The sequence below is a fragment of the Nostoc sp. genome, assembly GCF_036916975.1.
Lineage (GTDB): Bacteria > Cyanobacteriota > Cyanobacteriia > Cyanobacteriales > Nostocaceae > Nostoc.
The window spans coordinates 200,721-219,215 of the sequence record NZ_JBALFF010000082.1; the positions used below are offsets into that span (position 1 = coordinate 200,721).

18 protein-coding genes are annotated in these 18,495 nt (G+C 42.4%); 7 read left to right on the forward strand and 11 right to left on the reverse strand.

What is annotated here, in order from left to right:
• Positions 1-422 precede the first annotated feature (422 nt).
• The 8 genes from V7K73_RS21735 to prfC all read right to left on the reverse strand — a co-directional run bounded on the left by V7K73_RS21735 (position 423) and on the right by prfC (position 10,903).
• Complete coding sequence (locus V7K73_RS21735) at positions 423-695, reverse strand: hypothetical protein (RefSeq protein WP_334882930.1); 273 nt, start codon at positions 693-695, stop codon at positions 423-425.
• Between the two features lie 220 nt (positions 696-915).
• A complete protein-coding gene (locus V7K73_RS21740) occupies positions 916-1,977 on the reverse strand; it encodes a WD40 repeat domain-containing protein (RefSeq protein WP_334882931.1) in 1,062 nt (353 codons plus the stop codon).
• A gap of 281 nt (positions 1,978-2,258) precedes the next feature.
• The gene (locus V7K73_RS21745) at positions 2,259-3,230 is read right to left on the reverse strand and encodes a CobW family GTP-binding protein (RefSeq protein WP_334882933.1); all 972 of its coding nucleotides are present in this window, start codon (positions 3,228-3,230) and stop codon (positions 2,259-2,261) included.
• 368 nt (positions 3,231-3,598) lie between these two features.
• The gene (locus V7K73_RS21750) at positions 3,599-4,504 is read right to left on the reverse strand and encodes an alpha/beta fold hydrolase (protein ID WP_334882934.1); all 906 of its coding nucleotides are present in this window, start codon (positions 4,502-4,504) and stop codon (positions 3,599-3,601) included.
• Between the two features lie 81 nt (positions 4,505-4,585).
• A complete protein-coding gene (locus tag V7K73_RS21755) occupies positions 4,586-5,020 on the reverse strand; it encodes a SufE family protein (protein WP_334882936.1) in 435 nt (144 codons plus the stop codon).
• Positions 5,021-5,626: 606 nt separating this feature from the next.
• Entirely contained in the window at positions 5,627-6,136 is a 510-nt protein-coding gene (locus V7K73_RS21760) for an RNA recognition motif domain-containing protein (RefSeq protein WP_334882938.1), read from the reverse strand.
• 643 nt (positions 6,137-6,779) lie between these two features.
• Positions 6,780-9,041, reverse strand: coding sequence for a M48 family metalloprotease (locus V7K73_RS21765; RefSeq protein WP_334882940.1), 2,262 nt, complete (start codon positions 9,039-9,041; stop codon positions 6,780-6,782).
• A gap of 233 nt (positions 9,042-9,274) precedes the next feature.
• Positions 9,275-10,903 (reverse strand): peptide chain release factor 3, encoded by a 1,629-nt coding sequence (gene prfC, locus V7K73_RS21770; RefSeq protein ID WP_334882941.1) that lies wholly within the window; start codon positions 10,901-10,903, stop codon positions 9,275-9,277.
• Positions 10,904-11,027: 124 nt separating this feature from the next.
• On the opposite strand from prfC, the gene V7K73_RS21775 reads away from it, so the two are divergent.
• Entirely contained in the window at positions 11,028-11,387 is a 360-nt protein-coding gene (locus V7K73_RS21775) for a DUF4870 domain-containing protein (RefSeq protein WP_334882943.1), read from the forward strand.
• A 492-nt stretch (positions 11,388-11,879) separates the two neighbouring features.
• Complete coding sequence (gene hemB / locus V7K73_RS21780; protein ID WP_334882945.1) at positions 11,880-12,860, forward strand: porphobilinogen synthase; 981 nt, start codon at positions 11,880-11,882, stop codon at positions 12,858-12,860.
• A 169-nt stretch (positions 12,861-13,029) separates the two neighbouring features.
• Here hemB and V7K73_RS21785 read toward each other — a convergent pair whose 3' ends face one another.
• The 3 genes from V7K73_RS21785 to V7K73_RS21795 all read right to left on the reverse strand — a co-directional run bounded on the left by V7K73_RS21785 (position 13,030) and on the right by V7K73_RS21795 (position 13,994).
• Positions 13,030-13,254: a type II toxin-antitoxin system HicA family toxin gene (locus tag V7K73_RS21785; protein ID WP_273763866.1), complete on the reverse strand. Its 225-nt coding sequence runs from the start codon at positions 13,252-13,254 to the stop codon at positions 13,030-13,032.
• Positions 13,247-13,474, reverse strand: coding sequence for a type II toxin-antitoxin system HicB family antitoxin (locus V7K73_RS21790; protein WP_273763865.1), 228 nt, complete (start codon positions 13,472-13,474; stop codon positions 13,247-13,249). Before V7K73_RS21790 ends, V7K73_RS21785 begins: the two co-directional genes overlap by 8 nt.
• A 319-nt stretch (positions 13,475-13,793) precedes the next feature.
• Entirely contained in the window at positions 13,794-13,994 is a 201-nt protein-coding gene (locus V7K73_RS21795; RefSeq protein ID WP_334882947.1) for a DUF6888 family protein, read from the reverse strand.
• Positions 13,995-14,337: 343 nt separating this feature from the next.
• Between V7K73_RS21795 and V7K73_RS21800 the strand changes: the two genes are divergently transcribed.
• From V7K73_RS21800 to V7K73_RS21820, 5 genes are all read left to right on the forward strand, one after another.
• On the forward strand, positions 14,338-15,321 hold the full coding sequence (locus tag V7K73_RS21800) for an alpha-ketoacid dehydrogenase subunit beta (protein ID WP_012410204.1): 984 nt from the start codon (positions 14,338-14,340) through the stop codon (positions 15,319-15,321).
• Positions 15,322-15,359: 38 nt separating this feature from the next.
• Positions 15,360-15,521, forward strand: coding sequence for a hypothetical protein (locus tag V7K73_RS21805; protein ID WP_334882949.1), 162 nt, complete (start codon positions 15,360-15,362; stop codon positions 15,519-15,521).
• Positions 15,497-16,915 (forward strand): protein translocase subunit SecD, encoded by a 1,419-nt coding sequence (gene secD / locus V7K73_RS21810; RefSeq protein ID WP_334882951.1) that lies wholly within the window; start codon positions 15,497-15,499, stop codon positions 16,913-16,915. Before V7K73_RS21805 ends, secD begins: the two co-directional genes overlap by 25 nt.
• The gene (gene secF / locus V7K73_RS21815) at positions 16,912-17,886 is read left to right on the forward strand and encodes a protein translocase subunit SecF (RefSeq protein ID WP_334882953.1); all 975 of its coding nucleotides are present in this window, start codon (positions 16,912-16,914) and stop codon (positions 17,884-17,886) included. The genes secD and secF overlap by 4 nt, the downstream gene beginning before the upstream one ends.
• Before the next feature lie 72 nt (positions 17,887-17,958).
• Complete coding sequence (locus V7K73_RS21820) at positions 17,959-18,369, forward strand: hypothetical protein (protein ID WP_334882955.1); 411 nt, start codon at positions 17,959-17,961, stop codon at positions 18,367-18,369.
• Positions 18,370-18,495 lie beyond the last annotated feature (126 nt).

Genomic DNA, 18,495 nt, shown 5'->3' on the forward strand with positions numbered 1-18,495 from the left:
GCTTACCAGCAGGTTTCTCAGTATCTAGGAATTTACCTAACAGCTTTCCTACCTCGTTTTTCAGGTGCGACCTTTAGACGAATATCATAAATAAGGATGCCGCAACTAGTGCGTGCCGTAGGCGATCGCCACGGACAAAAAGCTCATAAAATTAATAAGGGTACGGCAATGCTCATAGGTGTCAACTTAACGTAAAAGTCATGTCCCGCAAGGAACTGAAGTTCCTTGCTAATAGCTAAAGTCTACTGAAGTAGAGTAAAGATTTTTAGGAATATTTAGTCTACTTGAGTAGACTTTAGCTAAAAGCCAAAGAAATTTATTTCTGGGCGGGTGAGGAAGCTAACAGTTAAGCTATTTCTAGGCTTTTGTTGACACCAATGAGCAATGCTGTGTGCCTACAATATTCATGACTCCTAAGTTTATTAAAAATCGACTGATGGCAGTTTGCCTTGTAGAGACTGAAATTTAGACTGAACGCAGTTGGCACAATTGCAACCAAGTTGATCAATAATCGGATTAGATGTTTGAGTCAAATGTGGTGTTGCCAGATCAGGAATTTGCTGTGTAGATACTACCGTCATAACTTGTGTAGCATACGCAGATTTCAGGCTGGATGCGTTTGCTGGATTGACTACCAGCAGCATGGATACCAGAAATGCGGGACAGGCAAGTAAAATCAGTTTGATTATGTTCATAATTCACACAAAGATACCTTTGCTGATACAGCATAGCTAATAAATTGCCGAGCTTCAACTTTAATAATTCGTAATTCGTAATTTTTGGATTTAATTACCCTTCTCCCAAAGGGAGAGCTAACGCTAATATCTATACCTGTCGCCCCTTACTCTCTGTGTATAAATACCTTCATGTAACAGTCTTTAATTACGAATTACGAATTACGAATTACGAATTATTTTAACTACGCCCAAATCCTTGACCCCGCAAAACCTTTGACCATACAACTAATTCACCCTGTTCACCCCCTGCGGCCAGTAACTTACCTTGGGGATGCCAAGCTAGGGTAGAAAATCCTCCTGAGACACCTGTGATAATTTGGGATACTTCTTTGGCTTTATTCCACAAACATAACCAGCCGTCAGCAGCAGCAGAAGCGAGCAGGAAGCTTTTCGGTGCAAAGGCGATCGCATTAATCACACCCACATGATTAGTTAATACTCGCGCTTCCCAACCTAAAGAATCATCCTCTAACTTTTCCCATACTACAATACCTTCAACGCTAGAAGATGCCAGTATTGGCGCACCCAGTTTAGTCATAGCTTCTGACCATGCCAATTGGCGAATTTTACCAGGGAAGCCACGCATCACCCAAGGGTCGGGGTTGTTCCATTCTAAAACGGTGACACTACGATCCATGTTGCCAGAAGCGAGGAATTTGCCATCGGGCGACCAAGCCATCGCTACACTGACAGTAGTCATATCTAGGTTGTATGGTTCTTCGTCCCAGTTTTGACTATGCCAAATTTTGACTCCTTTATAACCACTAATGGCTAAGTATTGTCCATCAATGCGCCAATCTATCCCCAATACTGAAGAGTTATCGAAATTCAGCGTTACAACAATTTCATGAGTATCTGCATCCCAAACTTGGACGTAACGCCCCAAACTAAAAGCTAGTTGGTTACTGGTATAATTCCAAGCTAGCTTGTCAACCCATGCGGGGGCATTTTCTAAAGTGGCGATTAATTCAGTATCGCGCCAAATTTTCACCTGTCCATCTTGTCCACCAACGGCTAAAAATTTTCCATCTGGTGAAAAAGCTAGACAGTCTACTGATTTACCGTTACTAGTTTGTAAACTTGTGAGTTCGCCATCATTCCACAGAACTACTTCCCCGGCGGCGGAGGTTGCTGCTAAAGTTTTACCTTGTGGCGACCAAGCGATCGCAGTTACATAATCTGAAAGTGTCCCCGAATAGTGTTGTTCAAATTCCTTAGATTTGCTGGTCGTGGAGTTCATATTTTATACAGAAGTTAAAAGTTAAAAGTTAGGAGTTAGGAGTTAGGAGTTAAAAGTTAGGAGTTAGGAGTTAAAAGTTAGGAGTTAGGAGTTAAAAGTTAGGAGTTAAAAGTTAGGAGTTAAAAGTTTGGAGTTTGGAGTTTGAAGTTTGGAGTTAGGAATTTTTAAATCATCACTCATGACTCATGACTCCTAACTCATGACTCCTAACTCCTAACTCATGACTCATGACTCCTAACTCATAATTCCTCACTCCTCACTCATCACTCCTAACTCACTTTTTATGCTAGACAAGCGAGAAAATCTTGCTTGAGTTGGGCTGCATCAAGGTTGCGGCCGATGAATACTAGTTCGTTTTTGGGGGTTTCGCTTGGTTTCCAGGGGCGATCGGGTTTGCCATCAAATATCATGTGGACTCCTTGAAAGACAAATCTATTATCTTCTCCAGCAATATTTAAAATGCCTTTCATCCGAAATATATCTGGGCCTTGGGTACGCAATAACTCCGAAATCCAAGTGTTTAATTTTTCTCCATCGACTGCACCTGCTTCTACTAAAGCTACAGAAAAGACTGTTTCATCGTGTACGTGGGCATCTTCGCCTAAGAAATCTGGATCAATTTCTAATGCACGATCTAAATCAAAGGCTTTTACACCTAATAAAGCATCCATCTCTAGTTCAGAATTTTGGGTACGGTAGATTTTTGCGATCGCATTCATCGCCCGAATCCTTTTTTCTAATTCATCCAACTCTTCTGGCGCTACTAAATCTGTTTTATTAAGTAAAATTACATCGGCAAAGGCAATCTGTTCTTGGGCTTCGTCTGCATCCCAGTGCTGCGAGATGTGCTTGGCATCTACAACAGTCACCACTGCATCTAAAGACAGTTGACTTTGCAAATCTTCATCCACAAAAAATGTCTGAATCACTGGGGCTGGATCGGCTAATCCAGTTGTTTCAATTACTAAATGGTCAAATTTATCGCGCCGCTTCATCAAGTTGCCAATGATCCGAATTAAATCGCCGCGTACTGTACAACAGATACAGCCATTGTTCATTTCAAAAATTTCTTCATCTGCATCGATAATCAATTGATTATCAATACCCACTTCCCCAAATTCATTCACAATCACAGCAACTTTTTTGCCGTGTTCGTAGGTGAGGATGTGATTGAGTAGAGTCGTTTTACCTGCTCCCAAATAGCCTGTAAGAACAGTAACGGGAACTGAATTGTTGATTACGTCAGCCACCATACTCTAAATTCCTCTTGTCTCACCTTATGGATAATCATTATCACATATCATAAATCTTTTTATATTTTTGTGCTAACTTGCTGTTATTTTGGCTTTCAGCAAAATCATCACATAATTTAATCAAGAAACATTTTATTTTTATGCATCTATAATAAGTAATCTATATTAGACTTCTTGAATCAATCCTTGCCCTCTCCCTAAATCCCTCTCCCAAGCTTGGGAGAGGGACTTTGAAATAGGCTCCCCTTCTCCCAAAATTGGGAGAAGGGGTTGGGGGATGAGGGCAAATTTTGTATTGGTGCAAGAGGTCTATTCACAAGTTGGCGTAGCTTGAACTAATCTTAATCTTGCACCAAGATTTAATTTTCTCAAGAGAACAAAAAATCTTGAACTGCTTCTAAAACAACTCCTGGGTATTCTTCATGCAGTCCCAAAGAACCGGGAATAACAACGCTTTTCACTCCTGGTAATGCTACTAAAGCGTTCATTTCTTCTCGTGATTTGGGAGGGCTAGATTCCCCAATTACTACCATGAGCGGTACACTTAAAAATTGCACAAGTCCCAGAAAATCAGATTGTTCGCGTACAGCATCGAGATTACCAGTTACAAAAGCAGCAGATGCAAATCGCGCTCCTGGTTGTTGAGTTGTGTGCCATTTTTTCTCAATGAAACTGGGTGTAATTTTAGCCGCGTCAGTAAAGACATGACGGCGGTACATAAAACTTAAGAAAGATTGGGTAGTGTTGAGTTTGTAGAGAGCTTGACCAAGTATAGGCGATCGCACCAATTCTCTTACCATGCCAGCTATTTGCTGACTCGCTCCCATTGTTGGTAAAGGCCCACGCCAAGTAGGAGCTAACAACAAAATTCGTGAGAAAGTAGCAGGTTGTTTTACAGCTAATTGTAAAACATAACTAGCAGCATGACCAGCCGCGATCGCAGTAATAGGAGTATTAAAAATAGATTTGACAAAATCTTCCAGAAATTGCTGATATATTTCTGGTCGGTAATTCAAACTAGGGCGAGAAGATTCACCAAAACCAGGCCAGTCTACGGCTACAACTTGAAAATGGGGAGCTAGTAACTTAGCAAGTTCGCCCATTTCCAAGCGCGTTGAAACAGTGCTGAAAGATGGTAACAGCAATAGCGGTGAACCTTTACCAAGGGTTTCATAAACAACGCGCAATTGCTGATTTTCCCAATTCCAGAGATATTCTTGAACTACTCCACCAAAGCCAATAGCAGCAGAAGTAGATAATAAATTTGTTGACATTAGACTAAATTTTGGTAGTTGTACCTTATTTGTCAGTTGTCCTTTGTCATTTGTCCTTTGCTAATGACCAATGACCAATGACTAATGACCAATTTTAGATTCCAATGCTTTTTTTTGCATGGTTTTGAAAATGTTGTAAAATCCATTAGCACGGGAAGGTGTCAGGCTAACATTTAAACCTGTTTCCTGAATAAAATCTGGAGTAAGCTGGACAATCTCACTTGGCGTTAGTCCATGTAATCCTTCAACCAGAAGCCCGACTAATCCTTTGGTTAACTGAGAATCGGAATCGCCCTGAAACACAACCTTACCATCATCCAAGGCTGCGGTGATATAAACTTGAGACACGCAACCAGGAACTTTATTTTCGGGTAATTTTCCAGCTTCTGGGAACTCATTGAGCTTCTGAGCATACCAGATTAGCTGTTCGTAACGTCGCTTTGGTTCGGAAGCGCGTTGAAAGCGCTGGACAATTTTAGCGAGCGCAGGTGGCAAAGAATCTAGAGTTGAGGACATAACAGAAGCTGCAAACGATCGGTATCACTTTGAGTGTAGATTATCTTGCTTAGCGATGCCTACGGTATTCTGTGCGCCTTTGTGCCTACGATTCACCTTGGCATATCAGCTAGCTATAACATGTCAAATCTAGACAATTACTGCGTAGGCGCAGAGAATACCGTAGGCATCGCATTCACTTTCAGTCAGGTTTTTCAATGCGCCTAATCACAAAAACTTAATTTTTTTATAAGCAAGCTCTTATAGTAACTCTATTTAAATTACTATTGTCTCAGTATATACTTACTGCTATTACGTAAGTAGGTGAAATGATTCCTTCTCTTATAGCTCAAGTCATTTCTTAATGACTAAATAATCTGTAAAATCTTTACTCTACTTCAGTAGACTTTGGCTATTAGCCTTGAAATTCATTTCTAGGCGGGCGTAGAAGCCAACGGATAAGCGATTTCTAGCTTACTTAAGTTGACATCAATGTACGGTGGACTGCGCCTACGCACTTACAAAATTAGCTGCAATTAGTTTTTAACTAAGCAGCTAAGTAATATTAAAAATTAAAAATCAAAAAAAAATTCTGATTTTTAATTTTTAATTTCTCTCCCTTAGAGATTAATTCGTAGTTTGTGCAGCTAGCATCTGCTTCAGCTTTTCTAATTCCGAAGCCCAACGAGGATCTGGACGAATAGCGTCTGAATCGGTGGTTGTGGTGTTGTTTTCACGAGAACCGCCGCCGCCACCTGAGCCACGGCGGGGCTTCTTAGAGCTTTTCTCGCGGCGGCTGCCTTCTCTGGTAGGCATAGGAGTGGGGGTACTACTAGCAGCAGCAATAACTGGTTTTGGAGGTTGCTCCTCGCCCTCATCACCTTTTGTCCGAGGTAATGCCTTCTCTAGCTTAATCGGAGTCTCTTTGAACATCTGACCATTATATTTTTCAATAATTTCGTCAGCTTGCTCGTCGTTGTTGACTGTAAGAAAACCGAAACCACGGCATTTGCCAGTTTTACGGTCTTTAATTAATTTAGTAGTTACAGCATCACCTTCTGCTGCAAAAACTGCTTGCAGATCCTGACGATCTATTTCTTCTTTAGGCAAATTACCTATATATAGGCGAATGGACATGAACTATACCTCCAGAGTTGAATGAACATGGCAAGGCAAGAAAACAATCACTTGGCTTTGGCTTTTAATTAAATAGATGCTATTGACCAAGACTGCCATCAACCAATTTTTTTGCTCGAAACTGTCAACCTATACAACAATACAGTTTTTCGTCGGGATCAAGCTTGTTTAATCTAAACGCCCACACTATAGTGAGCTAATAACACCTTAATTCTAAGAATTGTAAATTTAATAGCCTATTGTCTGCTAAAGTACACGCTTTCTTCCATGCCTTTTTTCGCAGAATCAAATACCATTCCTTACATTACCACGGTATTTTCTACGTAGCTAGTTTAGCGCATACATTTCTGACCTTAGTATTACTGCATCGTAACATAAAACACATTTTTTTATTCAACCGAGCATATTTTGAAACAAAAACCAGCCAGTGGCTGGTTAATTTCCTGCTGTGTTAGAAGGATAAAAAGGTATGGAGCGGGGGGAAAAGCATCCGAATTCACAACTAAGCTGTAATACTGAGTTATGTCGGTTGCTATTGTTTGTGTAAATAAATGTAACACTTTGAAAAATAACCTGCAACTTTTGTTTACATTCCGATTTGTCCTTTGTGCCTTGTCTTTTTCTAATGACCAATGACCAATGACTAACCAGTGAGAAAAATGTATGCGCCCCAAGCCTGTGCTGCAACTGCTAAAAAAGTAGACCAAATGGGATGAGGGCTATGAATGGTTTTACCACTTTGGGTTTCCAGGGTTTGGATGTCGATCCAAGGTGTTGCTCCTCGCCTAAACCAACCTGTGACAATAATTTGCCGACCAATTAGATCCTGGTGATTGACTGGCTGTCCTAGCCAAGAAATGTGGTGTAATTTGACTAAACCTGCGCTGGATTGAAGGATTAAATCTTGCGCTAGGGAGTTGCTAGTGCCTTGACGACCTAATAATTTGCCCACAAGACGCACGCTGATGCTATCAATTGGTAACGCGTCAGGGTCAGCTAACAGGTTAGGTAGGTAATCGTCAGTTTGCAGAGTGGCAGGTTTAATATCGGGGAAGAAAGAATTAATCCGCATCAGTGTACCGATGCTAAAGCCAATTAGAAGGCAGCCTGTAATGAAAGACCAATCTTCATATATCCACTTTAGATTTAAAAACTTGAGTGCGAATGCTAGTTGCCAGGTTAGCCAGACGAAAGCTGCAAACAGAACCCCTAGAGGAATTCCCAACCAAGGAGCGATTTGTAATAAGAAAGACTGACGCTGAACTTTTGATGGAACGCTTGCAAAATGTAGTTCGGTGTCTAGATGCCAGTGACGGGCTATTTCGCAGAGGCGTTCGATGCGATCGCCCATTAGGGGATGACTATTATTAATTGTAAACCATCGGCGATAGGGATTGGCAGTATCCCACTTCAAAAATGATTCAAAAGATAAATTACTGGCAATAGTGCCTAAAGAAAGGCTCTGTTGGTGGCTTACTGGTGTCAGGAGATTTAAGCTTTCTAGTTGCCAACTTGTCTCTTCTTCTTTTTGGATATCAGCTGCAATGCCAATGGCGATTTTGAGTAAAGCGCGAATCAGGGCATTGGGATTACCAGTAATTTCAGAGGCGACGCGATCGCTATAATAAAGCCGCAACCGTGACAACCATAATCCAGTTCCAGTCAGCAAACACCAAACTCCATAGACGATACTAGCCAGAATTGTCATCGGATAGCGCCAAATCCCTGATATTTTGTCTCCCCAGTTCGACACTTGCTGATATAGCTGATGAATCGGTAGTGTCACCAGCAGCAACAAAGACATCACAGCAAAATCCCAGTGAGCAATATGCCCTAGCTGCGTGGCGTAGATAATGGCGATTTCATCATCTGCCAATTGCTCTAATAACCCCTGACTTACAACAATCCTGGCATTACGTGGTAAACTACCATAAGTCAGGATAATTGGTGCAGCCATTGGTAAAATCCGCAGTTTGGGTAAAGGCCAATGCCGTTGTTGGGAACAACGTTGTAGCACCCGAACAGCTTCGCGGCTATGGGCATTCAATACATCTTTGGAAAATTCTCGCTGACCATACAACTTCGCTAGTAGCAGATCCAGCAACCAAGGTGATACTCCAAGCAAAATCACCAATACTATTAGCAACAATTTAGTAGGGTCGCGGTATAAAAGCTGCAACGGCTCCACATAAGGTAGTTTAACTAAAGTCTGGTTGATGAATCCCATTGCTAACTTGAGCATTTCTCGCATCACCCAAAATAGAGCAATGAATGTTCCTGCTGTTAGCAACCGCAAAGGGATTAATTTCGGTTTGCGTAGGGGTTGCCATGCTCTGGCGCGTTGTGCTTGTCGCCAATAAATAACGCCGAATAATTTCGCTTGGGTGCGGGTAACAGAACCCATAAAACCGCTTAAGGGTACAGATGCTGCTGCTGGCAATGGTGTCGCTACTGTAGCTTTGAGTTTAGGTAGTGGCACCATCGGCGGGGTGTCGTCGGTTTTGGTTTCTATTACTTGCTCTTTTGGTTCCTCTAATGTCGGAGTTTCTGGGGGAGTAGCTGGGGTTGAATCTGGGGTTGAATTATCAAAAGCAACAAATCCAGTTTCGACATTTTTTGATTCTCGATCGCGTTTTTGACGTTTTGTCAGGTGTTCGAGTGCGCGTGTTGCCCACTCTTGAACTTGCGAATTGTTACTCTCAATGAGATTCTGAGAAATAGCGATCGCTTTGGAGGCTTCTCCAATCCGTGCATAAGCCATCACTAAAGCAACCTGGGCTTGTAAGCTAGCAGTACCATTATGACTACTAGCAATAGGTTCTAGTTGAGCGATCGCTGTTTGGTAATTTCCTTGCTTGAGGGCAACTAAACCAGCCTCCAAAGACGGTTTGGCATGTGAAGGCATACAAATTCTGGCACTCCAATCTCTTCTAAGTGATCCACGTTTGTGCAAAAGCGCGAACCTCGGATGCCGTGGAACTCAACCGCGCCCAAGTTTTGCTTGTCAACCAATTTTGGATTTGGGATTTGGGATTTTGGATTGACCCTAACCACAAGGTTACTTGGATCAAGGATTTTAAATTGAGATATAAAATCTAAAATCTAAAATCTAAAATCTAAAATTCGTAGTCAAGTGAATTATTCCTCCACTGGTTGTTGACTAGAAAATACTGGAGCGATCGCGCTTAATTTTAACTCTGGATGGTCGCCCAGTAATTGTTGACAATTCCATTCGTTGCGGAATAGCAACACTGGGCGGCCCATACTATCTTTAACTGTAGTGGTATTGAATATTCGTCCCACTTTTTCTAATGCTTCCCAACCACCCTCAACCCAACGGGCGACAGTGTAGGGCAATAAGTCTAATATGGTTTCTACACCATACTCATTTTGTAAGCGAAACTGCACTACTTCAAATTGCAACTGACCCACCGCCGCCAAAATTGGATCGCGCTTGGCTTCATCAGTTGAATACATAATTTGTACAGCACCTTCTTCTCGTAATTCCGCAACGCCTTTTTGGAATTGTTTAGACTTCGAGGGGTTGGGATTCCTCAAAGATGCGAACAGTTCCGGCGAAAAATACGGAATTCCTTCATATTCGAGCTTTTGTCCCGTGTAAATTGTATCTCCGATCGCAAAAACACCAGGATTGTTTAAACCGATCACATCGCCAGGATAAGCCACATCAATCGATTCTCGCTCTTGAGCAAAGAGTTTTTGCGGGCGAGACAGACGGATGGGTTTACCAATGCGGGCGTGATTCACCATCATATCTTTTTCAAACTTACCAGTGCAAACCCGGATAAATGCGACGCGATCGCGGTGTTTCGGGTCCATATTCGCTTGCAGTTTGAAAACAAACCCCGAAAATTCCGGGTATGTAGGGGGAAGTTCGCCAACACTGCTGTAATGAGAACCGGGTTTGAGGGCATAGTCGAGGAAATACTTGAGGAATAACTCTACCCCAAAGTTAGTCATAGCGCTACCAAAGAACACAGGCGTCATTTTGCCGAGGTGTACCAGGTGCAAATCTAACTCTGGCCCAACTCCTTCTAAGAGTTCTAAATCATTTTTTAGTTGATAGTACAGGCTTTGTTCTAGCTGATCTTCTATTCTCGGATCAGTTAATTCGACTACGGTATCACGGGCTTCTCGGCTGCCGTGGGCGCTGCGTTCAAACAGGTGAATTTGTTGCTTGTGCCGGTCAAAAACACCTTTAAAGCGATCGCCCATCCCAATCGGCCAGTTGACTGCATAGGTTTGCAATCCCAATTCTTGCTCAATTTCATCCAAAAGTTCCAGAGGTTCTCTTCCGGGGCGATCGAGCTTGTTGATAAATGTAAAAATGGGGATACCCCGCAACTTGCACACTTCAAACAATTTGCGAGTTTGGGGTTCCAAACCTTTTGCCGCATCAATCAACATCACTGCATTATCGGCGGCGGCGAGGGTGCGATAAGTATCTTCACTGAAATCTTGGTGTCCGGGAGTATCTAATAAATTTATCTGACAGTCCCGGTATTCAAATTGCAACACCGTAGAAGTAATAGAAATACCCCGTTGTTGCTCCATCGCCATCCAGTCAGAGGTAGCCTTACGCTGTGCGCGTCTGGCCTTAACCGCCCCAGCTTCGTGAATTGCCCCTCCGTACAAGAGTAGTTTTTCTGTTAGTGTAGTTTTACCCGCATCAGGGTGAGAAATAATCGCAAAGTTGCGGCGAAGTTGAACTGCTTGAATAAGTTCAGACTGAAGTTCAGTAGACATAAATGTATTTGTTTGTTAGCTAGCTTAATTTTTTTTTACTCTGGCAAGTCTTTTAATCTTAAGACAAGGATGCTCGTGATAGGGTCGTAGTATAACCAACAATTTGAATAAATAGGAGAAAGCAATGTACGACACAGATAAGCGAAAGCTTCTATCCGTCTTATCTCATGGGGCGATTTTTTTCAGTACAACGGTGATATCTGTAGGTATACCTATTGCCATCCTGCTCGTATCTGATGATCCGGTTGTTAAAGAAAACGCCAGAGAATCCATCAATTTTCACTTTAATGTCTGGCTTTATGGAGGAATTCTGGCAGCGCTATTTTTTCTAGTCGGTTGGTTGGTGTTACCTCTATTATTGCTGGGGCCACTAGCCGGTCTGGGATATCTATTGCACTGGGGATTAACAATTTGGGCGCTCATCGGAGTTTTCAACAATCCTGATGTCCCCTTCCGTTATCCTTATATATTCCGGGTTTTTTAACACAAATTATCATTGGGCATGGGGCATGGGGTATAAAGTCATTGGTAATTGTCAGTTCTTTGCTACCACTTAGTAGCCAATTCTCTGCGTGCCTTTGCGTTTACCTCTGCACGACAGCAGTCGCTACAACGGGGGGAACCCCCCAACGGGAGAACCAGTCACCTACGGCGGGAAACCCGCCTACAGCGCTGGATTCACCGCAACGCGCTGCCTCCACTTTGCGTTTAAATTTCAACCCTCAGTTCCCCACGATACCAACAGACAGCCTTATCATTTTCAATCCGTGAATTGCTTACTATGTTGTTTTTTTTCCAGTCCGTCGGATAGATGCAACCAAGCTGTAGAATACAAAATTGCCCCACAACTTGATTAAGAGTAGGGCAAAGGACAGTTAAGCACTGTTTGTAGTCTGTCTGACGGCAGGAAAATTTTAGCCTGCTTTTGTGACGCTTTATTTTGTGTCCATTTGCGTTGTTTTCTTCATAAAATTTTATGTTTCCTACACATCGCCCCCGTCGTCTGCGTACCCATCCCCAACTGCGCCGGATGGTTCGTGAAACTGTTTTAACAACAAGCGATTTAATCTACCCATTATTTGCCGTACCGGGTGAGGGAATCGCTAACGAAGTAAAATCCATGCCCGGAGTCTACCAACTTTCGGTAGATAAAATTGTCGAAGAGGCAAAAGAAGCTTACGACTTAGGAATTCCTTCGATTATTCTATTTGGGATTCCGGCTGATAAAGATGTAGAAGCCACTGGCGCATGGCATGATTGCGGTATCGTCCAAAAAGCGGCGACTGCGGTAAAAGCAGCAGTGCCAGATTTGATTGTAATTGCCGATACTTGTTTATGTGAGTATACCAGTCATGGTCATTGTGGTTATTTACAAGTTGGTGATTTAACGGGACGAGTTTTAAATGACCCAACTTTAGAACTGTTGAAAAAAACAGCAGTTTCTCAAGCGAAAGCCGGTGCTGATATCATCGCCCCTTCTGGGATGATGGATGGCTTTGTCCAAGCAATTCGTCAGGGTTTGGATGAAGCCGGATTTCAAGATACGCCGATCATGTCTTATGCTGCTAAGTATGCTTCGGGTTATTATGGCCCATTTCGGGATGCAGCAGACTCGACACCGCAATTTGGCGACAGAAGAACTTATCAAATGGACCCAGGTAACGCCCGCGAAGCAATTAAAGAAATTGAATTAGATATTGCCGAAGGTGCTGATATGCTCATGGTTAAGCCAGCCTTGGCATACATGGATATTATCTGGCGGGTGAAGGAAGCGAGTAACTTACCAGTTGCGGCTTACAATGTTTCTGGTGAGTATGCGATGGTGAAAGCTGCGGCTCTCAATGGTTGGATTGATGAAGAACGGGTGGTTTTGGAAACTTTAACTGGGTTTAAACGGGCTGGTGCAGACTTAATTTTGACTTATCATGCTAAAGATGCGGCGCGATGGTTAAAGTAGGCTAGGCTTATTGAATACTAATTTAGTGGGAAATCTCACGCAGAGGCGCAAAGACGCAGAGTTGTGTTTTAGTGTTTGGGCGTGAGATTCTTTGTTTATGGCTAGTGCGATGCCTGGGTTGGGCTACGCCTACGCAAGTTCAATATAAGGCTAAAAAGACTTTTTCGGTTTAAGTAACTTCAAATAAAACACGAGGTAATCCTGACTGACGAATAATAGATCGCAAAGTACCGATGCGTAACTCTTCGTAATTAGGGACAGGAACAGTAATTGTTGAGTCTTCGGTTTGCATCTGCATAATAATGTGACTACCACGCTGGCGCACTTGTACAAAGCCGTTCTCTTCCAGAATGCGGCAGACTTCTCTAGCAGAAAGAACACGCAGTTTACCCAATATTTACCTCTAAGCGTGTAACAAAAACTTCTGTGTGCAGCCTTTCCTGAATTTCAGAAGGATCTGCTGTCTCAAAGAATAATTCTAATGCCTCAATTAGGTTATTCCGTGCTTCTTCAATTGTGTCACCTTGGCTGGCGATATCGAGTTCGGGACACAGGGATACATAGCCATCCCTTTCGCGCTCAATGATAGCAGTGAATTGTGTTGTTTGCTTCATTTTTGTCTTTAGTACAGTAGGTCTATCAATCTTGATAGTAACTGCGATGCTTGCGGTTTTTGCTAGCCTACGCAACTTTGGATATATCGTCAAAAACTTTTCGAGTGGGTGTTATGGGGATAGCGATCGCGTGCCAGGGGTTTGGTAGAATTATGCGGTTCCCATTCAGATGCGGTACAACATTATCAGGATTTACGCAAAAACTCTCTCAAACTCTTATTCCTCTGTGTTCTCTGCGTCCTCTGCGGTTCGTTTTTTGGTCATTTTGCGTAAGTCCTAATTATATCGCCAGGTGTAGGGGCTTGTCTTAGACAAGCCCCTACCGATCTACCTCACATAAATGAGAACCGCTATATCTCCACTTCCCATCTAGGTAAATTAGAATTTCATTTTCCTCACCAGCGATAATTACAAGATTTTTTGTTCGTTCATCGATTCGGACTAAAAACACAGGCAAATACATTTTAGTAGCCCACAAACTTAAGATAAACAACGTTTTCAATTGTTCTACAATAGGCATATTTAAATTATTGCCATAACAGATTTTTTCCTCTGGGGTAAATTTCAGTTAAGTTGGTATCTTTCAACCGTGAGGTTTTAAGCATATCTTATACATTGAATATAAATTTTATTACATAAATAAATCAGCCGCTTTTGCTAGAGTGAGAGGCGATCGCTCATCAAGCTCCTAAAACCGATAAAATCCAAATAAAATAGCTTTGATATAGTTATGGGAATTACTCGCTCTATGCTATGGACGGTTAGTTTAAACAACCTAATCTCTAACTAGTGCGATCGCTCACCGTATTTGCGACAGCAGCACGATAAAATTCTATAACCATAATCGTACAAAAAAGGTCTAAATGGCAGAAACACTATTCTTCAACGCCTTACGGGAAGCCATTGATGAAGAAATGGCGCGTGATTCGAGCGTATTTGTTCTCGGTGAAGATGTCGGACACTACGGCGGTTCCTATAAAGTTACCAAAGACCTGTACCAAAAATATGGCGAACTCCGCATTTTAGACACCCCTATCGCTGAAAATAGCTTTACCGGCATGGCAGTGGGAGCCGCAATGACTGGGTTACGTCCGATCATTGAAGGCATGAATATGGGCTTTTTACTGCTCGCCTTCAATCAAATATCCAACAATGCTGGGATGTTGCGCTATACTTCTGGCGGTAACTTTAAAATTCCAATGGTAATTCGCGGCCCTGGCGGTGTAGGTAGGCAGCTAGGTGCAGAACATTCGCAGCGACTAGAAACTTACTTCCAAGCTGTGCCAGGGTTAAAAATTGTTGCCTGCTCCACACCAAGAAACGCCAAAGGACTACTGAAATCGGCTATCCGCGATGATAACCCCGTGTTATTCTTTGAACACGTTCTGCTTTACAACTTGAAAGAAGATTTACCAGAAGAAGAATATTTACTACCCCTAGATAAAGCAGAAGTTGTGCGTCAAGGAAAAGATGTCACAATTATCACTTACTCCCGGATGCGGCATCATGTGCTACAAGCGGTAAAAACTCTTGAAAAACAAGGATACGATCCAGAAGTTATTGATTTAATCTCCCTGAAACCATTAGATTTTGATACTATTGGCGCATCAGTACGTAAAACCCATAAAGTCATTGTTGTGGAAGAATCCATGCGAACTGCGGGTATTGGAGCAGAAGTCATCGCCTCAATAAACGATCGCTTATTTGATGAATTAGATGCGCCAGTACTACGCCTTTCTTCCCAAGATATCCCCACGCCTTACAACGGTAACTTGGAACGACTAACAATCATCCAACCAGAGCAAATAGTGGAAGCTGTGGAAAAAATGGTAGCGTTGCGAGTCTAAAAGTTAGGAGTTAAAAGTTAGGAGTGAGGAGTTAAGAATTGAATCTTGAATTTACAACTCCTAACTCCCAACTCCCAACTCCTAACTCCCAACTCCCAACTCCCAACTCCCAACTCCCAACTCCCAACTCTCCAAAAGAACGTTATTATAGCGTTTGTCAGTTGCGAGTTATGGTATGCAAAGACAGCGATCGCTATTAATTTTGATTTTAGTCCTGATAATCGCCGCTATTACGGTGATTGCCACAATTCCGATACCTCTTGGGCTGGATTTGCGCGGAGGCTCACAGCTCACAATTCAGGTGAAACCATCACCAGAAATTCCCAAAATCACCGACCGAGAATTGGAAGGTGTAAAGAAAGTTGTCGAAGGTCGGATTAATGGTCTGGGTGTTTCTGAGCCAGTCATCCAAACAGTCAGTTCAGATAAAATCTTGGTGCAACTACCAGGAGTCAACGATCCAGAGCAAGCTGAACGGGTGCTAGGGGGTACGGCGAAGTTAGAATTTCGTACCCAAAAGCCGAATACAGAAACTCAACTGCTGGCTTTTCAAGCATCTAGAGCCGAATTGAAAGGCAAGCAAGAAGAGTTGAGAAAGAGTTCAGACAAAGCAGCAATTGTCAAGAATCAAGAAGATTTGCAAAAAAATAATCAAGCGATCGCAGAATTGTTTGAAAGCACCAATCCACCGCTAATTGGCAAATACCTCAAGGATGCCTATGGTGAACCCACTCAAGGTAACAACTGGAATGTTGCCATTCGCTTCGACCAAAAGGGTGGCGAACTGTTTGCCAATTTGACGAAAATGCTCGCTGGGACTGGGCGTAGCATTGGTGTTTTTCTAGACAATGAAGTTATTAGCGCTCCTACCGTGGGTATAGAATTTGCCGCCACAGGTATTACTGGTGGCTCTGCTGTGATTACAGGACGGTTTACCGCTCAACAAGCCAATGACTTAGGCGTGCAACTACGCGGTGGGGCATTACCCGTACCAGTAGAAATAGTTGAAAACCGTACCGTCGGCGCAACTTTAGGTAAAGATAGTATTCAACGCAGTATTTACGCTGGTATTGGCGGATTGCTGTTAGTATTAGTTTTTATGTTAGTTTACTACCGATTACCAGGGTTAATTGCCGACTTTTCTTTGATTATCTATGCGCTATTGACCTATGCCACCTTCGCTTTGCTAGGCATTACATTAACTCTCCCCGGTATTGCTGGGTTTATCCTTAGTATCGGCATGGCAGTTGATGCTAACGTATTGATTTTTGAGCGCACCCGTGAAGAACTACGTGCTGGTAAAAGTTTATATCGTTCTATAGAGTCAGGATTCTACCGAGCTTGGTCAAGCATTTTAGATAGTCATGTCACATCATTAATTTCTTGTGCAGCACTGTTTTTCTTAGGAGCAGGTTTAGTTAAAGGCTTTGCTTTAACATTGGCACTAGGGTTAGGGGTAAATTTGTTTACTGCCATTACTTGTAGTCGCACACTGCTATTTTTAACATTGGGATTTCCCAACTTGCGTAAGCCAGAGTTGTTTTGTCCTAATCTCTCAACGTCAATTAAGCCTGGTGCGGAGGTGCAGTCATGAAATTTAGTGTCATCAAACGTCGGAGATTTTGGTGGACAACTTCTGCCGTGCTAATAATCGTTAGCATTGTGGCGATGGTGATTTCTTGGCAACAATTAGGCGCACCACTACGTCCTAGTTTAGATTTTGTTGGTGGTACGCGACTACAATTTGAACGTGATTGTACACAACCAAATACCTGTAGTCAACCGATTGATATTTCTGATGTTAGAGAAGTAGTTGACGCCGAGAAGCTAAATAATAGTAGCATCCAAGTTGTTGGTCAAAAACAACAGGGAGTATCGATTCGTACAAAGACATTAAATGTCGATCAACGCACTCAATTGCAAACAGCTTTAAGTAAAAAAATTGGAGTCTTTAACCCAAAAGCCACTCAAATTGATACCGTTGGCCCAACACTTGGTCGTCAGCTATTTTCTCAAGGGTTATTAGCTCTGGTTGTCTCCTTTGCTGGGATCGTTATCTATTTAAGTGTGCGGTTCAAAGTGGACTATGCGGTAATTGCAATTATTGCTTTGTTCCATGATCTTTTGATTACACTGGGTCTTTTCTCCATCTTAGGATTAGTAGTAGGTATTGAAGTTGATAGCCTTTTCGTGGTTGCTATTTTGACTATTACTGGTTTCTCGGTAACAGATACCGTGGTCATCTACGATCGCATTCGGGAAATACTGAATCTACATCCTAACGATCGCATTGACAAAGTTATTGATGATGCAATCAATCAAACTTTAACGCGATCGATTAATACCACGTTAACGGTTTTGCTAACATTATTTTCCCTGTTTCTATTTGGTGGCGAAACCCTGAGAAACTTCGCCCTTGCCTTAATTATTGGATTTACAATGGGTGCATATTCAAGTATTTTTGTCGCCAGTACTCTTCTTTCTTGGTGGCGAGAGCGCAAAAGTCAATCCCAGATGCTCAACGCAGAGCCGATTGATACATCTGCCAGTTCCCAGGATGGTTAAACTTGTTTATATTTCACAATTGGGTGAAAGCATTTTCAATTGCTCACCCACACCTTGCAATTTTATTCACCTATGGATCAACCCGAAGAACCATTAACTCCTATCCCAGACGAGAAATCTGACCCATCCTTTGCTCAACAAGTACAAAAGCTACATCAGCTAACAGTATATGGCAGGTGGCTGTTTGTGGGCTGTTTATGGCTTACCATTGCGCCTGTCTCCTTGTGGGGTCTACGTACAGAAATTTCTCTGTGGGAACAATATTTTACCTGGGTAGCGGTGCGATATGGACTTTTCTACCATCCACTGTCTACCTTCGGTTTAGCCTTTTGTATTGGGATGACTGCTGGTGTTTTAGTTTGGCAAAGTCGAAATATCTTACTCGGACTACCACAGCAGGAAAAACAACGTTTAGAAAAACAAGTTTATCGAATACGTCAGCAAGGGCCAACTCATCCTCTATGGAAGTGGGTTTGTCATTAAATAATTCATACCTCGGCAACGCTTGGCAACCTAATAAGTAGGTAGGCAAGATAAAACCAAACTATGTAACGAAAAGTAAAATCTCTGTATTTGGCTCGTAGTTGCGCTTTAGCGCATCTTTATCCG